The following is a 16,123-nucleotide window of genomic DNA, read 5'->3' on the forward strand; positions in this document are numbered from 1 at the left end:
CGGACCAACCCCGAATGGAAGGCACCACCGCTATGAGCAGCACCCGCTACGCCTGGTCCCCGATGCGCTGCACGACGTGCAGCGACGACAGCTCCCAGTTCGTGCTCAACGACAGTGACCGCACCGACAGCTTCCGCTGCACCCGGTGCCAGGTCCACGGACACCTTCCGTACGTCCACATCGAGGAGCTGGCCGACCGCCTCAAGCCCGGGCAGACCCTGGCTCTCCGCTCCGGCGCGCTGCACATAGGCACCCCGGTCCAGAGCCCCGGCAGCGCCCGGCACGAAGCCCCCGAAGGCCTGACGGTCTTCACCCTTGGTGTGGTCCGCCTCGCCGAAGAGAAGGAGTTGAGCGGTACCTGGCACACGCTTGGGAAGGCCCACCACTTCCACTTCCGGGCCTCCTGCATGCACGGCGTGTTCGGCTCCATAACGATCGGCGCCCGCACCGGGAAGATCCTGCGGGGCCAGCTCACCCACGGACGCGGCGCCCACCGCGTCGAGGAGAAGGGCACCAACGCGGTCCGCTCCCTACTCTCCGGGGTCACCCCGCCCTCCTGCCCGCCGAGCTGCGCCGAGGGCCAGCACCGTCCGTAGCGCACCGCCGGGCGGGTGACGCAAGGTCGCCCGGCCCGGCCAACTACCCGGCGAGAGCACGCCAGGCATACCCCGACCACGGAACGGAACCGCTCGTGAACCTCCTCGCCCGCCACTCCCACACCGTCGGCAGCCTCCAGCCGCCCGCCACCTGCACCTGCCTGCGCGCAGCGTGTGGCGCGGCTGAGTCCGGCCCTGGCATCACGCCGTCCGGCTGCACCGCCCACCACGGCCTCCAGTCCAGCCACATGGCCATCGACTGCCCGGCCTTGCCCGCCGACACCGACCTGTCGCGGCTGTGGATCCTGGTCACCCGCTGGACGTCAGACGGCCCGGTCATCGACTCCGTTGCGCCGTACGACCGCGCCAGGATCCGCGCGCTGCGCCAGGGACACGCCCTGTGGGACCTGTCTCTGGGGGACGACCCCGAGGCGGCCGCCCGCGCCTGGCAGGACCAGCGCCTCGCGGCGAACGCCGAAGCCGCGCAGGTGGCGCGCATCGCTCAGGTCCGCTCCCGGAGCCTGGCCCTGGTCCGCCGTTCCGGCCAGCGAGCCGCACGCCGCAACCTTCCGCAGTAGACCCACCCTTCGGGCACGGGCGGGCGACACAAGGCCGCCCGGCCCGGCCTACTCGCCGGCGAGAGCACGCCGGTACACCCGAACCGAAGGAACACCCGTACCCATGAGCACCACGTACACCCGCGCCCAGGTCGTCATTGCAGTCGAGGAGGGCCTTGAGCTCGCCGCCGACGAGTCGGGGCGCTCCGTTACGGAGAGGCGCTTCGCCCTGGCGCTGTCCGCCGTTCTGGCCCGTCTGGACAACCCTGCCGCGACATGGGACGACGCCCTGGTGCGGTACGCCGAACTCCGAGCCGCCGAGGACACCGCCGGAGCGGCCGCCGAGGACGGGACGACGTTCACTCGCGACGAGGTGAACACCCGGGTCTGGGACGGCATCGAGCTCGCCGCCGACAACTTCGGCCAGCACGGCACGGACGACATCGACAACCTCGCGCTGAACGCCGTCATGACGCTGCTCGATGACCCCGCCGCCTCCTTCGATGACATCGCCGAGGACTGCTACGCCGAGGACCCGGACGCCATCGTGGGCTGGCTACGAGACGCGACTGCCACCGAACGGCTCCTGATCCAGCTCGGCCTGTAACGACGCCCTTCCCGGGCCGCACCCTCCCGTGCGGCCCGGGGGGCGACGCAAGCCCCCACCGCATGACCCCATTTCCCGGCCGGAGAGCACCGCCCGGAACCCGAACCGAAGGAACACCACTGTGACCACCGCCCCCGCCGCCCCGGCCGTGCCGGACATCACCGCCGAGCTCGCCGCGCGCCGGAGCCGGCCTTGGACCGCCACCCCTCACCTGCACGCGATGCGGCACGGCGCCCCCTGCGCCCGCCTCACCGACGGAGTAAGGGCGCTGCTGATCGTCCAGCCTGACGATGCCCGGGTAGAGGTGTTCGCCGAGTACCCGGAGGAGTACCCGGCCACTGTGGCCATCGTCGCCGAGGCCACTGGCCCGCACGCGGCCGCCGGGATCGCGGCGCAGTTGCTGCGCACGGTTCTGCCGCGTCTGGACGCCGAGTCCGGCGCGGTGTCGGCGCGCTCGCAGTTCGGCTGCAACCAGGTACTCCAGCGACACCTGGGAGACATGACGGAGCTGGGCTTCACGCTCATCGACCACGGCGCGCACCCGGACGCGGTGGAGAGCGCACGTGGCGGCCCGGGTCTGGTCTGGGCGACCGCGAACGGCGGAACCTGGGGCGTGTGGGTGCTGGGGGCGGGCGAGTACCTGTCCGCCCGCTACGACGGCCCCGTGAACGGCCTGTTCGGCGTCCTGCCGTTCCTGCTGCCCTCGGCTGAGGGGCGGACGCCTGCGGACGTCGGCAGCGCGTTCACCAGGTACCTGACGGACCAGTTCCCGCAGCTCGTCCCGATTGAGGCTGACGAGGTGATGCTGCCCTGCTACCGGCAGCCCGGCGGGTACATCGTCCTGCCGGACGAGTTGCCGACCGGCTACGCCGATGACCAGACGCCAGTGGTTGGCGAGTTCTCGGCCCTCGGCGTGGACCTGCTGCTCGCCGCCGCCGCACAGCTGATCTGACCCAATCCCCCTGTACGGCCGCGCTCCGCCCCCTCTCCCGGGGCGCGGCCGCCCCCTTGGAAGGACCCTGCGATGACCCTCACCGACATTGCCGCGCCGGCCGCGACCGCCAACGATGCGCAGGCCCTGGCCGTTCGCGTCGCCGCGCTGCTGCCCGCCCGTAACGACCAGCCGTGGACGGTGGAGCCGTACGCCGCGTGGTGGTCGACGCATCCGGCCGCCCGCCTGGTGCAGGCGGAGCGTGCCCTGATCCTCGTGACGGGCAGCGGGCAGACCGAGGTGGCGTGGGAGGCCGCCGGTCGGGAGGCGTACGAGCCGGATGTGCGTCTCGCGAGCGTGGCCCCCGAGTTGATCGCCCGGGAAGTGCTGCGCCTGGTGCTGCCCGTCCTGGACGACGAGGCGGCATCCCGCGCCCGGCCGGGCGGGCGTCAGGTGATCGGGCGGCTCCAGGCGCTGCACGAGATCGGGTGGGCCATACGGGAGCGCGGCCCGGCCACGCACAACCATGTCGGCCTGCACGCGAACAGTTCAGTGCTGGCCTGGGGCACGCCGTCGGGGGTGCGGTTCGCGGTGTCGATGCACGGCACCAACCCCGTATGCGACGTGTCGGTCACGGGCCCGGTGCGCGCCGTGGAGCGGGTGTTGCCGCTGTTCCTGCCGATGCCGGGTGCCGAGACGCCCCGCTACCCTCTGCGGCGGATCCGGGGTCGGCTTCTGCGGCGCCTGGCCTCCCACCTGGTGCAGTTCACGGCTGTGGACCAACTGCAAGGTGAGGGCGGAATGGCGTTCGGCACGGGGTCGGGCCCGTACGGCTACGCCGCGCCGGCCTTGGACCCCGCCGCCCGCGTCCGCGACAGCACCCCGGTCAGCGTTGACCTGCACGGCGTCGGTATCGACCTGCTGCTCTCCCGCGCTGGCCAGCTGACTCGCTGACCCGACCACGCCGCCCCCGTGCGCCCGGTCGCCCCGCGGGGAAGACCGGGCGTCGTCGCGTGCGGGCACACACTCGATTGTTCAGTGACCGGCCTACGTCGGTACTTCTAGCTGCTCAATATCACTTCGAATACGGTTACTGTATTATCGACGTTGGCGGAGAGCACCGCCGCAACCCGAAACGAAGGAACGTCGCAGTGAACGAGCTGAGCGCCGAGGTTCTGACCGCCATACACATCGCCGAACTCGCCCGCGAGGCCGGTCTGCCCATCCCCGCCAAGCTCCTCCCCATCTTCGAAGAAGCCGCCACTCCGTGGCCCGCCCGCTGGATGCTCTCCAAGCGCCCGGAGGACCCCGAGCGTTGGATCGAGCTGTTCGCCGGTCCCGGCGGATGGTCCGAGGGCATGGCCACCGTCCTCGGCATCAAGGTCGACGCGATCGGCGTGGACAAGTCCGCCGACGCCTGCGCCACCGCCCGGGCCGCCGGACACCAGCGGATCTGCGCCGACATCACCACCCTCGACCCCGAGCACTACGCGCTCCGCCACACCAGCGGCGTCATCATCTCCCCGCCCTGCCCGGCCTTCTCGACCAGCGGAAAGCGCGCCGGTCTGCTCCAGTCCAACATCGACGTCCTGTGCGAGGTCATCACCTACTGCGGCGAGGCCGCCGGATTCATCCGCGTCGACGAGGTAGACGACTGCGAAGACGACTGCGAGCAGTGCGCCAAATTCGGCTACCACGAGGGCTACGCCCCGCGCTCCGGCGCCTCCTGGCCCGAGGTCCGCGCCATGCTCGAACCGCTCACCGACCCCCTCATCGGCCTGATGGCCGAGGCCGCGATCTGGCCGCTGGGCCTGCAAGCTGCGGGCGCGCCCATCAAGTGGGTGGCCATGGAGCAGTCGGCGAACCTCCCCGAGCAGGTTCTTGAAGACCTCACCCTTGAGTTCGAGTGCGCCGACTGGTTCAACAGCGACTACGCGGTGATGGAGGCCGCCAACTACGGTGTCGCGTCCCGCCGGGAGCGCGTCTTCATGATCGCCACCCGGCACGACTGGGTGCTCCTCCCCCAGCCGAAGCCGCTCATCCCCTTCCCGACGACGACCCTCGCCGAGGCCCTCGGCTGGGCCCCCGGCGAGCGGATCAACACGCGGGGCAACCGGCCCATCGACCCGGCCACCGGCCGGACCAAGGGCGGCAACACCTTCTCCGCCGACAAGCCGTCGTGGTGCCTCACCGGCAAGTCCCGCACCTGGTACCGGGAGAGCGACGGACTGCGCTTCACCGAAGCCGAAGCCGGACTCCTCGTCTCCTTCCGCCGCTCCTACCCCTGGCAAGGCTCACGCTCCTCCGCCTTCCAGCAGGCCGGAGACGTCGTCTGCCCGGCCATGGCCGGGGTGATCCTGGGGGCCCTGTACCGCGTCAACTGGGAGCCCCTGGTGAGGGACTACGTCACCAGCCTGTACGGCCTGGCCGAGGCCTACGACCTCACCGTGTAACCCCGGACCCCAAGGCCCGGCCCCTCGCGGGGCCGGGCCTTCGGCGTACCCCGGGCAGGGCGCGCCACAAGCACCGCGCGCCGCTCATAGTCCGCCGGTCATCACCGACCGGAAGGACACCCCCGTGCCTACCAAACCCAACATCACCCGACTCGACGCCCTGGCCCTCATCCTCGCGGCGCTCTTGGTGGGCCTCCTCGCCTGCCTCGCGACCCTGCTCGGCCAGATCGGCCGGATCAGCGAGTGCGACACCCCGGGCCCGCGCCCGAGCGTGAGCAGTACCCCCAGCCCGGGCACGGCCAGCCCGACCGTGCCGACGCCGCGCCCGTCCTGGCCGTCGACCGGCGGCACCGTCGGCGGGGGGAACGGACAGCCGCCGACCATGCCGCCCGGCACGCCGAGCGGCACCGGTGGCGCCGGCGGTGAGCTGGCCGACGACGCGGGCGGCGTCTGACCGGGCCGTAGGCGGTAACACGCCGCGGTGAGCCCCAGGCCGCGCCCAGGCGGGTGAACCCCCCGCCCGGGCGCGGCTCTGTTGTCAGTGGCCGGTGGAACGCTGGGCTCATGACCGAGATGTCCGACCCGGGCGGCGCGCCGTGACTGCCGTCGTGACCGCCGTGAACGGCGAGCTTGCCGAGCGGCTCCGCGGCCCCGTACAGACCGTCTTGGCGGCCCGCGTGGACGTTCTCCGGGGCAGCTTGCCCGTGTTTCCCGCAGCCCGGTATGAGTGGTGGCGTTCTCTGGACGCCGATCAGGCGCGCCGCGCTGCTCTTCTGGACCGCCTGGAAGCGCTGCACGCGCACCTGGACGGCCTGCCCGCGCTCGGCTACGACGCGGCGGACCCGCTGCCCGCGGCCGCGCTGGAAGCCGCTGAGGGAACAGGCGACGTGGAGCTTGACCGCCTGATCGCCGCCTACCGGGCCGCAGCGCAGGCATCCGCCGCCTGATCCCGGCCATCGGCTGATCTGGGTGGCGCTGCGCCCGCCTGCTCCCCGGTGCGTGGCGGCGTCGCGTGGTCGATTTTGCGTCAGCTTCTGCGAGGCCCCCCGAAGGGGTGGATTCGGGCTCGTCAGGGCTGTCACATCCGGGTCTCCCAGCCCGTGCAATTGCACGGGCGATCTTTCATGCGCTCATGCAATTTCACGGCTACTGAAACTGGCCCCAACGCCTAGAACCGGCCCCTACGTTGAGGCCATGAGCGACCAGGACCCGGCGGCCAACGCCCGCCGCGACCAGCACGAAGCTGCCGCAGCCCACACCCATGAACTCGGCGCCCGCTTGATTTCCCCGCCCAAGCGGATCCTTTCCGGCGACAACCCGCCCTGGTTTCGTGCCGCGCTGGAGAAGGCGGCCTCCACGCCAGGCGCGCTCCGGTCCCCGTGCACGCATGTGGCCGCCGCGACTTCGCCCATGCCAGTCATGGTGTGGGCGGAACAGGCCGACCGTCCGCGCTGCCTGGCCTGCCACCTGCTGGACCAGGCTGAACGCTCCTGCTGCGCGTGTGGGCACTTGGCGGCCCGGGACATGCGGGTTTGGACTCAGCGAGGCCAGCAGGCTGATGGGGTGCTCCTGGTGACTGCACTCATCTGTCCGGACTGCCGCACTCCGGGGAAGGGATCCAAGCGCTCCATCCGGGCTCGCCGGCGCGGGAAGCGCTGACGAGGGCGCCGAGGTCCGCCAGCCCGGGGCGTGACCGGAATCACCGTGGTTGCCCCCTCTTTCCGCCGGACGTAAAGATCATCGCGCAGGCAGCGTGCTGCGTTCGCCCGCGCCGCGTCTTGTGGCCCCTTGCGTACGGCCCCGCGGCCGCGAGCGGAAGGAGTTCACGATTGCTCACCAGCGCCCTTCAGCGCACCCCCGCCCCCTCGATCCCCCGCAACCCCCGTATCGGCTCCCTGTGCAGCGGCTACGGGGGCTTGGACCTCGCAGTGCAGGACGTCGTGGACGGCACGGTCGTCTGGCACTGCCAGTACGACCCGGAGGACCCTGCGCAGCACGCGGCGGAGATCCTCGGCCATCACTGGCCGACCGTCCCCAACCACGGCGACATCACCACCGTGGACTGGCAGGCCGTCGAACCCGTCGACGTCCTCACCGCCGGTTTCCCCTGCACCGACGTCAGCCTCGCCGGACGCCTCGCCGGCATCACCCCCGGCACCCGCTCCGGAATCTGGGCGCACGTCGCCCTGGCCATCTCCGTCCTCAACCCCCGATTGGTGGTGATCGAGAATGTCCGCGGTCTCCTCTCCGCATCAGCCGCTCGCAGCATGGGACCCGATCGAAGGCCAGTGGACCCGCAGCAGCCCGCAGCAGGAACTCTTCGAGGTCTCGGTGCCGTTCTCGGAGATCTGGCCACCCTCGGGTTCGATGCGGAGTGGGTCGTGCACCGCGCCGCGGACGCCGGAGCCCCACACCGCCGCGAGAGGGTCTTCATCATCGCCTGGCCACAGGCGACGTAGCCCTGCCGCGCCCGGCATCAGCTACCCACGCGCGGCCGCCGTACGCCGCGGCGGCCGCCCCGCGGTCCGGCAGCACCCGGTACCGGTCGCGCCAGCGGTCGAATGCCCCTCGGCGCTGCCGCTCCTCAAGACGCCGACGGCGCAGCTCGCCGTGAACGGGGGCAGCCAACACCCCGACAAGCGGCGGGAGGGCGGGCACGGGCCGACGCTCGCCGACGAGGTCGAGCACCTGCTGCCCGGGGCCGTCCACTACAGCGAGCCGTCCCCGCTCAGCCCGGCGCCGGCTGCGGCCCTCGAGGGGCAGCTGCCCGCGCTGCTCCCCTCACCGGGGCGCACCGCGTGCAGTCCGCGGCCGCCGATCCCCGGAGAGGCGGTGTGGGGGCCGTACGCTCCCGTGATCGCCCGCTGGGAGCGGGTCCTGGGCCGGGCCGCGCCGCCGGCGACGGACGCCCGCGGGCGGCTCTCCACCCGGTTCGTCGAATGGATGATGGGCCTGCGCCCGGGCTGGATCACTGCCGTACCGGGCCTGTCCCGCTCGGCGCAGCTCAAGGCACTGGGCAACGGTGTCGTCCCGGCGCAGGCCGCGAACGCGCTGCGTCTGCTGCTGACCCGCACCGGCCGAACCTGAGGCATTGCAGGTGACGTGACGTACCCCCAGCTGGGGCCCGCGTCACGTCGCCTGCGTCGGGCGAGGGTTGAGAAGCAGGGCAGCGGCCTGGCGCAACAGGGCAACGCCCTGGCGAACCAGGGTCCCCGCCTCCTCAACCATGGCGAGGCCACGCCCGATCTCCTCAAAGCCCAAGGCCACGGAGCGCGCGAACTCGGAAGCGCGCCGGGCCCCTCCGCGCATCTTCGCCACCAGGTGCGCGACAACTCGCCTGCACTCCGCAGGACCTTCACCAATCAGCCGCCGCAGCAGCGCAAGTGCTGCCTTCATCATCGGTCGGTCCACAGGCTCGTTATCCGTCATGCCTGGAGAACGACTTCGGTGACCACAGGCCACGGCCGCGACGGTAGCGCCACGGTCCCTACGGTGCCGGGCCATGAACCTCGTCCCCGCCGCCCCATACCGGACACGCTTCGCACAGATCGCGGTCCGCGCCCGCCACATCGTCGACTCCAACCTGGTCCCGTCCACGGGGGCCCATGTGCCCGACCCGGCGTGGGCCGAGCGGACAATCGCCCGGTACGGCACAGCGCACCCATACGTCACCAGCCACGTACACGCGGGCTTCCCCGCGGCGCAGCCCGCGACGTAAGTGCCGGAGGCCGCGCAGGGTCCGCCTTGCCCCGCCGCTCCAGTTCGAGGTCACCGCCCGGTGACCCGGCGCGCAGGGGCAGGACGGACGTACTCCATGGCGACACTGCGCCGTGCCCCGGCCGGGCAAGAGACCCTGATAGGCATCGACGTGCTTCCTGGGCCGGGCGCCGTCGTGCACTGCGCCGATGCCCTCGACCTGCTGCCGACCCTCCCCGACGCGTCGGTGGACGCGATCGTCACCGATCCGCCGTACGAGCTGGCGTTCCTCGGAAAGTCCTGGGACGCCTCCGGGATCGCCTACAACGTCGACCTGTGGCGGGAGTGCCTGCGCGTGCTCAAGCCGGGCGGGCATCTGGCCGCGTTCGGCGCGACTCGCACCTATCACCGCATGACCGTCGCCATCGAGGACGCCGGATTCGAGATCCGCGACTCCCTGCACTGGATGTACGGCACCGGTTTCCCCAAGGGGCAGGACGTCGGCAAGCTCATCGACCGGCGCCGCAACGACCGGCCCCGCCTCCTGGAGTTCACCGCGGCGTTCGCCGCAGCCCGGGACGCCGCAGGCTGGACCAACACCCAGATTGACGCCCTGCTCGGCTTCAACGGGATGGCCGGGCACTGGACCACCCAGCGCAAGACCGCTGCGGTGCCCACGGTCGAGCAGTGGGAACGGCTGTGCGCCGAACTCGGTATCGCCGACCCCGGCCTCGACGACCTGGTGCAGCACCTCAACGGTCGCAAGAACGCCCTCGGTGAAGCGTGGGAGCAGCGCGAAGTCATCGGCCAGGGCATCCGCCGGCGCGGCAACTCCGGGGTGTTCCCCCAGCTCGCCTCCGAGACGTTCGACGTGACCGCCCCGGCAACCGATGCCGCCGCCCGGTGGGACGGCTGGAACACCACCCTCAAGCCCGGCCATGAGCCCATCGTTCTGGCACGCAAGCCGCTCGAGGGCTCGGTGGCTTCCAACGTCTTCGCGCACGGCACCGGCGGCATCAACACGGCCGCGTGCAAGACGCCCCCTGGGGACGAGGCCGGGCGCTGGCCGACGAACCTGCTCCTCTCACATGCGGCTGCTGTCCAGGATGGGCAGCTCGTCGACGCGTGCGGGGACCGCTGCGTGCAGGGATGCCCCGTCGCCGAGCTCGACGCGCAGTCCGGGCTGCTGCACTCCGGGGCGAACCCACGCCGCCGCAGCGCCGACAAGTTCCGTGATGTGTACGGCGACTTCAAGGGGCAGGCCGCGTGCACGCCCGTGCGCGGAGCCGACTCCGGCGGTGCGTCCCGGTTCTTCCCCGCCTTCCGCTACCAGGCCAAGGCACCCTCGAGGGAACGCCCGCGGCTGCCGGATGGCACTGTGCACCCGACGGTGAAGCCGGTTGCCCTCATGCGCTGGCTGGTGCGGCTGCTCACCCCGCCGGGCGGGACTGTCTTTGATCCGTTCGCCGGGACTGGCACAACCCTGGAAGCCGCGCGCCTGGAGGGATTCCCTTCCGTCGGCGTCGAGAAGGACCCTGCGTACGCCGAACTGTGCAGGCTGCGTCTGGGCAGCGGGCGCGGACGGGAGCAGGCGACGTAAGCACGGCGGGGCGGCATGGTCCGCGCCATGCCGAACAGCAAGAGCAATGCACGCATCAGGGCCTGGGGGCCCTTCCGTCTCGTCAACTTCTCCACGGGAACATGGGCTGGAGTCACGTTGGGGCTGTGGTCCCTGACGGACGCCCGCGGGCGGCTCTCCACCCGGTTCGTCGAATGGATGATGGGCCTGCGCCCGGGCTGGATCACTGCCGTACCGGGCCTGTCCCGCTCCGCGCAGCTCAAGGCGCTCGGCAACGGCGTCGTCCCGGCGCAGGCCGCGAACGCGCTGCGCCTGCTGCTGACCCGCACCGGCCGAAGCTAGGGCACCTGTAGGTGACGTGACGCCTCGGACTGGGCGGCGTCACGTCACCTACGCGGGCAAGGTCCTGCCGGTCACCCGCCGCCTACTCGGCCGAGCGGGCGGCTTCGCGTTCGGCGCGCTTCTGGCGCAGCCACGCGGATCGACGTACGCCTTCGGGCCGGTCACGCTCCCACTGGAGTTCCTCCGCGGCCTGCGCCGCGCTCTGTCCGGCCTGGGCGGTGGCGATACGAGCGTGGTCCAGGGCCTTGGCCGCCGTAGCCAAGACGGCGCTCGCAAAACGGGGGTCATCCCGGTCGGCCGCCGCGACGGCGTACGCGGCGGGGAACAGCACCTCGGGAACAGTGCTGGCCACGTCCCACTCGACGTGTCCGCGCGTGGTCGCCTCGTGGAGGCCGTGCACGGCCAGGGTCGCGTGTGCTCGGACCTGCCGGTGCAGGACAGTGTCCTCAACGTCGTCACTGTTCAGGTGCGCGCTCGGGCCGACCGCGACGTGGACCTCGTAGCCGCCCCAGGAGAAGCGGGCAGTGCCGTCCGGACCCAGGGTTACGGCGGCCAGCGGGGAGCCGACCGAGAAAGGCTGGGTCTGGCGCAGCCCGGGATAGTCGGCGGTGACGGCGGCAGCGGTCTGCTCGGCAGGATTCATGGGGTCCTCTTCCGGCTCAGGTGTGGGTCGATCCACCCCCGGCCGGAGGCCGGGGCGGCGTCCCTGCTCAGCAGGGAGCGGCCCCATCGAGGAGGCCAAGGACCCCGCGCACGCGGGAAGAGACAGCCGCTGAGCGGCAGGAGTCCAGGATAGCGGTCTGCCACCGGCGAGTTCGGACTTCGGCGGAAGGTTGTCGCGAGGAGCGGCGGCGTGTACGCGGGCCCGGCCTGGGCCTTCCGGCGCTGCGCGACGGTAGCGCCGCGGGTCCCTACGGTGCCGGGCCATGAACCTCGCCCCCGCCGCCCCTCACCGGACCCGCTTCGCACAGATCGCGGTTCGCGCCCGCCACATCGTCGACTCCAACTTGGTTCCGTCCACGGCCGCCGTCCCGGACTGGCCCGCCCGACTCGTCGAGCTCGAACAACTGTGGAGCACTCCCCCGCCGCTGCGCCGCAAGCGCCTCGCCGAGATGGACGACGACGCGCTGTGCGACGTCCTGGTCCTCGCCTACCTCCGCGCCGGAACCCCGTACGCCCTGTGGGCGGACACCCCGTCCGGCTTCGCCGAGGACATCCTTGGGACGCCTTCGTGGTCTCGTAAGCGAGCCATCCTGGACGCCACCGTGCAGAGCCCCCAGGTCGCCGCTCCTGTCTGCTTCGGCGCGGCCAAGACGGAGATCGCTGCGACGCTCGCCGTCTGGCACATCGCGGTGCACCGGCCCGGTGACGCGTTCGCTGGTGTCGCCTGCCCGGACCCGCGGGCCGCCTCCGAAATCGTGGTGCACCTGGCGCAGCTCGCCGGCCGCGCCGAGCTCCCCGGCTCGGCCTCCGCCAGCTACCGCGGGTGGAGCGACGTGGTGGGAGGGCAGCCGATGCTGCTGGCCGCGGCGATGTGCGCGTACCCCGAGGAGGGAGGGCAGTACGCCTTTGCGGACGTCCGCAGCCCCCACCTCCTGGTGGTGGCCGCCGACGCGGGTCACCACCAGCCCCTGCAGGGCGCGGCCGTCGACTACATCGTCCCGGGCTCCGGCCGCCTCGTCGCCGTCGGCACCCCCGCTCAACTGCCCGGCAGCTGGTTCGAGGACCTGGCCGGACGCCCGGGCACGCACACCGTCCGCATGACCGTCGCCGACCTGCCCCCGGCCACGAAGGAATTCGCCGGCGAATGCACAGACTGCCCGCCTTCGGCCGGACGGCACTCCTGGGGAGCCCACGTACCCGACCCGGGGTGGGCCGAGCGGGTAATCGCCCGGTACGGCGCCGCACACCCGTACGTCACCAGCCACGTGCACGCCCAGTTCCCCGCGATGCAGCAGACGACGTAAGGCATGGCCATGGTTCATCGTCGCCACCATGTCGAACGCTATGAGCAACGCACGTACCCGCGTCGTGGCCCGTTTCCTTCTCGTCACCTCCTCGTCCATGCAGATCGGCGGAATCACGATGGGACTGTGCTCGGTATCTGCCCGCTGGCTTCCCGTTGGACTGGAGGGGGCGTGGATCACCCAGACCAAGCAGGCGGCCTACGGCAGCACGGACGGCCGGGCAAAGTGGCTGTCCCGTGACGTCTGGAGCATGATCGCGGAGGGCAGCGGCCTGGCCCGGGTGTCGCACTGCCCGAGTGTTCCCCTGCGCTGGGCTGGCTTCGAGATCCGGGTGCCTAGGCTGAACTTCATTCTGACGTGGAAGACCGCGCGGAGAGCGAAGGAGGAGCTCGAGCACCTTGGTTGTAGCGCGTGCATCGGGATCGACCGTCTCTTCGGGGAAGAGGCCGGGCCGGGTGCCGTGCATGGAAGCGGCACGGGCTCCATGTAAGCCTGCGACCGTGTCCAGGCGAGGTCCGCCTGTGCTACTTCAGGCCTTCCAGGGAGTCCGCCGCCCGCTGTGCGGCTTCATCCCACGGCCGTCGTCGCGGTCCACGCGCGCGGCGGGCCTCCCGCCGGCGCTCAAGGAGACGGGTCAGCCAGCCACCGCGCACACCAGAATTCTTCTGATTACTCACCCGGCCAGTATGCCTTTGCCGACCTTCGCGTCCCCCGCCCCCTGGCGCTGGCCGCCGATGCGGGCCAGCACCAGCCCTGCAGGGCTCGGCCGTCGGTATACGCGCAGTTCCCCTGCGGGCTCAGCCCTTGCGGGCGTGGACGAACTGGTGGGCCCAGTCGGGAAGAGCCGTCGGGGCGCCGACGGCCATCATCACGGCCATCGGGTCGGTGCCTTCGGAGATGAAGACGTCGCGCTTCGCGAAGGTCAGGGTCTGGTCGAAGAGGCCTGCCAGCCACGGCGGCAAGTCCAGCCCGTTGACGCCCTCGGGTAGGGGGGCGTACGTGGTTTCGATGTCCTTCCCGACCGGCTGCTGCACGGCCAGGATGGAGGCCACGCTGATGCCCTTCGCGCCGCCGGCGACGTCGTGTCCATCGCCGAACTCGGCGGCCGCTTCGATCCATGTGTCCGTCACCGGCATCGGGTAGCCCGGGGTGGCGTGGGCGTAGGGCATGACCTCGTTGCCGATCCGGTGCAGTGACGTCGGCAGAGGGAAGGTGCGCATCCCGCCCCTGGTGTCGGACCCGAAAACGATCACCGGAACGTGGTGGGTCTGACCGGTGAGTGCGGGCGGCATCACGAAGGTCGTGAAGTGGATGGTCATGCACCGCAGGGTAGCGACGCCTGGTCCTGCGCGACGGCAGGACGCAAGTGCCAGCGGTCGTTCACAGTCCCCGTCTTCGCCCAGCGCGCGCATCAGGGCCGCGACTCAGCCGCCCGACGTGCTGGGCAGATCGGAGACTGCTCGCCGTGGCCCGACGCCGCACCAGCCCCACCGAGATCGTCCGCACGATCGTCTACGACCGGGACGGCGGCGCCTGCGTGCGCTGCGGGTCCACGAACAACCTGACGATCCACCACCGCGTGAACCGCGGCATGGGCGGAGCCCGTGAGGCGTGGATCAACCAGGCGCACAACCTCCTGACCGTCTGCACCGTGTGCAACGGCTGGTTCGAGGACAACCCGAAGGAGGCCTACGCGGCCGGGTGGAAGGTCCGCCGGCCGGAGCTCCCCGGCGAGGTCGAGGTCCTGTACCCGGACGGGCTGCTGTACCGGCTGGACCCAGACGGTGCCCGCCGAGTGATGGTGGCGGCCGCCCGATGACGAATTGGAAGTCGTACCGAATCACGTGGTACGGGGCCGCTCGGTGGCCCAACGGATGGATCGTGATCGGCGCCGTCTGCGCGGTGCTGATCGCGCTCGGCTTCCCGGCCGCCGCCGCCGTGTTCTGCGTGAGCCACTTCCTGTCCGAACTGTCGGTGCTCCGTCCGCGGTACCTCAATGTGGGCCGCTGGCATGTCGAGGTGCGCCCGATGTCACCGAGCTTCCCCTGGGTTGCGACCATCCTTAACGCTGACACGCAGAAGCCGTGCGGGATCCAGCTGATCTACGGCCAGACCACCGTGATGGTCCTCGCCGCGTACAGCCGGAAGGACTGGGCAGAGCACAAGGCTCGCCGAGGGGGCCGGGGATGACGGAGCGGATGACGGTTCGTACGCGGGTCCGCCGGCCGCGCGGGCTGCGCCTGGGCCCGTTGTGGCTGTGGGCACGGCGTATCCCCAGCGGGCCGAACCTGGCCTACGGGCGCATCGCGGTGACGGACACCCCCCACCGGCCGAGAGGCGGGCGGGCCGTGGCGCGGGACGGGCATGGCTGGGTCCTGGTCGTCGGCAGTACCGCGTTCGCGCTGCTCCGCTGCCGGTCCGTCCCCCTGGCCCGTTGACACCGGCCCCGCAACCGGCCTCCCACATGACAGACCAGACCGGTCGCTGTACTATCCTCGGAGCGAGGCGGCATGGGGATACCCCAGCACTCGTTACGGCGCACTCCGGCGCCACACCCGAGACGGAGAACGGGCCATGCCCCGACGACCCGGCACTTACTCAAACCGCAAGATCACGGCCCCCGACTACGCCAGCATCCGCAAGGCCGAAGAGGACGCGGTCAAGGACACGCTCGGAGCCCTGAGCCGTCCCGATGACCGAGTCGAGCGTGCGGCCGCGATCATCCGCCAGGCGGATGCGGAGATCGCGGCGCACGTCGGGGACCGCAACGCCGCGGTGGCGAGTCTCTGGTTCTACGAGCGGGTGCTGGGCCTGCCGAAGGTGCTCGGTGTCTACCCGACGGCTTACCGGGAGATCCTCGCCAAGGCGCTGTACGGCGATGCGAAGCGCCCCCTGCCGCCCGAGACCCTGAGCACCGCCGAGGTGGCCCAATTGGCCGAGGAGGCGGGTGTCCCCCACATTGAGGACGCTGCGGAGAAGCTGCCCGAGCTGGCCCGGATCGTCGCCGCAGCGCAGGCCCGCCGCAAGACTGCGGTCCCGTTCATGCAGGAAGCGGCGTTCGCCCTGTCCGAAGAGCCGTACGGGTGGGACGCCGACCGCATCGCCTCGTACGCCGGCGTGAGCAGGAGGCTCATCTGGGAGCAGTGGGACGCCGTCAAGAAGAGGCGCCGGAAGGCCGCTGGCGGCTGACCTCGAGCGTTGTACCTCCTGGGCCGGCCCCTGATAACCGGGGCCGGTTTTTCAGGCGCCGGTGACCGGGGCCTGGAAAACCGTCTTCCGGTGAACCGGTCGCCGGGTACCCGGCTTCCGGTGGGCCAGGCGCCTTTAGTAATAACATCAAGCACCCCCAATCAAGCATGTTCCGGTGCCCTCGCTGACGCTCGGGCACCGGCGCG

Annotated in this window: 23 protein-coding genes; 20 read left to right on the plus strand and 3 right to left on the minus strand. The window is 71.3% G+C overall.

The genetic code is table 11. The features are described 5' to 3' along the window. Positions 1-32 precede the first annotated feature (32 nt). From ACGFYQ_RS33825 to ACGFYQ_RS33875, 11 genes are all read left to right on the plus strand, one after another. On the plus strand, positions 33-596 hold the full coding sequence (locus tag ACGFYQ_RS33825; RefSeq protein WP_393750021.1) for a hypothetical protein: 564 nt from the start codon (positions 33-35) through the stop codon (positions 594-596). 95 nt (positions 597-691) lie between these two features. After that, entirely contained in the window at positions 692-1,174 is a 483-nt protein-coding gene (locus tag ACGFYQ_RS33830) for a hypothetical protein (protein ID WP_393750022.1), read from the plus strand. A 103-nt stretch (positions 1,175-1,277) separates the two neighbouring features. Next, the gene (locus ACGFYQ_RS33835) at positions 1,278-1,760 is read left to right on the plus strand and encodes a hypothetical protein (RefSeq protein WP_393750023.1); all 483 of its coding nucleotides are present in this window, start codon (positions 1,278-1,280) and stop codon (positions 1,758-1,760) included. A 121-nt stretch (positions 1,761-1,881) separates the two neighbouring features. Then, complete coding sequence (locus ACGFYQ_RS33840; RefSeq protein WP_393750024.1) at positions 1,882-2,712, plus strand: hypothetical protein; 831 nt, start codon at positions 1,882-1,884, stop codon at positions 2,710-2,712. A 72-nt stretch (positions 2,713-2,784) separates the two neighbouring features. Further along, positions 2,785-3,645 carry a hypothetical protein gene (locus ACGFYQ_RS33845; RefSeq protein ID WP_393750025.1) on the plus strand — a complete coding sequence of 287 codons (861 nt, stop codon included), beginning with the start codon at positions 2,785-2,787 and terminating at the stop codon, positions 3,643-3,645. 197 nt (positions 3,646-3,842) lie between these two features. Beyond that, entirely contained in the window at positions 3,843-5,144 is a 1,302-nt protein-coding gene (locus ACGFYQ_RS33850) for a DNA cytosine methyltransferase (RefSeq protein ID WP_393750026.1), read from the plus strand. 124 nt (positions 5,145-5,268) lie between these two features. Then, positions 5,269-5,598, plus strand: a complete 330-nt coding sequence (locus ACGFYQ_RS33855; RefSeq protein ID WP_393750027.1) for a hypothetical protein — start codon at positions 5,269-5,271, stop codon at positions 5,596-5,598. Positions 5,599-5,752: 154 nt separating this feature from the next. Continuing rightward, positions 5,753-6,091 carry a hypothetical protein gene (locus tag ACGFYQ_RS33860; RefSeq protein ID WP_393750028.1) on the plus strand — a complete coding sequence of 113 codons (339 nt, stop codon included), beginning with the start codon at positions 5,753-5,755 and terminating at the stop codon, positions 6,089-6,091. A 247-nt stretch (positions 6,092-6,338) separates the two neighbouring features. Next, entirely contained in the window at positions 6,339-6,803 is a 465-nt protein-coding gene (locus tag ACGFYQ_RS33865; protein ID WP_393750029.1) for a hypothetical protein, read from the plus strand. A 170-nt stretch (positions 6,804-6,973) separates the two neighbouring features. Beyond that, positions 6,974-7,603 carry a DNA cytosine methyltransferase gene (locus tag ACGFYQ_RS33870; RefSeq protein ID WP_393750030.1) on the plus strand — a complete coding sequence of 210 codons (630 nt, stop codon included), beginning with the start codon at positions 6,974-6,976 and terminating at the stop codon, positions 7,601-7,603. Positions 7,604-7,754: 151 nt separating this feature from the next. Next, on the plus strand, positions 7,755-8,231 hold the full coding sequence (locus tag ACGFYQ_RS33875) for a DNA (cytosine-5-)-methyltransferase (protein WP_393750031.1): 477 nt from the start codon (positions 7,755-7,757) through the stop codon (positions 8,229-8,231). Positions 8,232-8,273: 42 nt separating this feature from the next. Here ACGFYQ_RS33875 and ACGFYQ_RS33880 read toward each other — a convergent pair whose 3' ends face one another. Further along, positions 8,274-8,573 carry a hypothetical protein gene (locus ACGFYQ_RS33880; protein ID WP_393750032.1) on the minus strand — a complete coding sequence of 100 codons (300 nt, stop codon included), beginning with the start codon at positions 8,571-8,573 and terminating at the stop codon, positions 8,274-8,276. Between the two features lie 73 nt (positions 8,574-8,646). Here ACGFYQ_RS33880 and ACGFYQ_RS33885 point away from each other — a divergent pair, with 73 nt between their 5' ends. The 3 genes from ACGFYQ_RS33885 (at position 8,647) to ACGFYQ_RS33895 (ending at position 10,761) form a co-directional block, all read left to right on the plus strand. Then, positions 8,647-8,862 carry a hypothetical protein gene (locus tag ACGFYQ_RS33885; RefSeq protein WP_393750033.1) on the plus strand — a complete coding sequence of 72 codons (216 nt, stop codon included), beginning with the start codon at positions 8,647-8,649 and terminating at the stop codon, positions 8,860-8,862. A 96-nt stretch (positions 8,863-8,958) separates the two neighbouring features. Then, positions 8,959-10,440, plus strand: coding sequence for a DNA-methyltransferase (locus tag ACGFYQ_RS33890; protein WP_393750034.1), 1,482 nt, complete (start codon positions 8,959-8,961; stop codon positions 10,438-10,440). 27 nt (positions 10,441-10,467) lie between these two features. Further along, positions 10,468-10,761 (plus strand): hypothetical protein, encoded by a 294-nt coding sequence (locus ACGFYQ_RS33895; protein WP_393750035.1) that lies wholly within the window; start codon positions 10,468-10,470, stop codon positions 10,759-10,761. A gap of 82 nt (positions 10,762-10,843) precedes the next feature. On the opposite strand, the gene ACGFYQ_RS33900 is transcribed toward ACGFYQ_RS33895, so the two are convergent. Then, positions 10,844-11,404, minus strand: coding sequence for a hypothetical protein (locus ACGFYQ_RS33900; RefSeq protein WP_393750036.1), 561 nt, complete (start codon positions 11,402-11,404; stop codon positions 10,844-10,846). 283 nt (positions 11,405-11,687) lie between these two features. Between ACGFYQ_RS33900 and ACGFYQ_RS33905 the strand changes: the two genes are divergently transcribed. Together ACGFYQ_RS33905 and ACGFYQ_RS33910 are read left to right on the plus strand one after the other, a co-directional pair. Then, positions 11,688-12,728: a hypothetical protein gene (locus ACGFYQ_RS33905; protein WP_393750037.1), complete on the plus strand. Its 1,041-nt coding sequence runs from the start codon at positions 11,688-11,690 to the stop codon at positions 12,726-12,728. A gap of 28 nt (positions 12,729-12,756) precedes the next feature. After that, positions 12,757-13,218, plus strand: a complete 462-nt coding sequence (locus tag ACGFYQ_RS33910) for a hypothetical protein (protein ID WP_393750038.1) — start codon at positions 12,757-12,759, stop codon at positions 13,216-13,218. Between the two features lie 307 nt (positions 13,219-13,525). Here ACGFYQ_RS33910 and ACGFYQ_RS33915 read toward each other — a convergent pair whose 3' ends face one another. Continuing rightward, a complete protein-coding gene (locus ACGFYQ_RS33915; protein WP_393750039.1) occupies positions 13,526-14,047 on the minus strand; it encodes a hypothetical protein in 522 nt (173 codons plus the stop codon). Positions 14,048-14,193: 146 nt separating this feature from the next. Between ACGFYQ_RS33915 and ACGFYQ_RS33920 the strand changes: the two genes are divergently transcribed. The 4 genes from ACGFYQ_RS33920 to ACGFYQ_RS33935 all read left to right on the plus strand — a co-directional run bounded on the left by ACGFYQ_RS33920 (position 14,194) and on the right by ACGFYQ_RS33935 (position 15,917). After that, positions 14,194-14,547 carry an HNH endonuclease gene (locus ACGFYQ_RS33920; protein WP_393750040.1) on the plus strand — a complete coding sequence of 118 codons (354 nt, stop codon included), beginning with the start codon at positions 14,194-14,196 and terminating at the stop codon, positions 14,545-14,547. A gap of 62 nt (positions 14,548-14,609) precedes the next feature. Further along, positions 14,610-14,918 (plus strand): hypothetical protein, encoded by a 309-nt coding sequence (locus ACGFYQ_RS33925; protein ID WP_393750041.1) that lies wholly within the window; start codon positions 14,610-14,612, stop codon positions 14,916-14,918. An 8-nt stretch (positions 14,919-14,926) separates the two neighbouring features. Next, positions 14,927-15,166 carry a hypothetical protein gene (locus ACGFYQ_RS33930; RefSeq protein ID WP_393750042.1) on the plus strand — a complete coding sequence of 80 codons (240 nt, stop codon included), beginning with the start codon at positions 14,927-14,929 and terminating at the stop codon, positions 15,164-15,166. A 136-nt stretch (positions 15,167-15,302) separates the two neighbouring features. Further along, a complete protein-coding gene (locus ACGFYQ_RS33935; RefSeq protein ID WP_393750043.1) occupies positions 15,303-15,917 on the plus strand; it encodes a hypothetical protein in 615 nt (204 codons plus the stop codon). The last annotated feature ends 206 nt before the right edge of the window (positions 15,918-16,123 follow it).

The sequence above is a fragment of the Streptomyces sp. NPDC048258 genome (assembly GCF_043201995.1).
Taxonomy (GTDB): Bacteria; Actinomycetota; Actinomycetes; order Streptomycetales; family Streptomycetaceae; genus Streptomyces.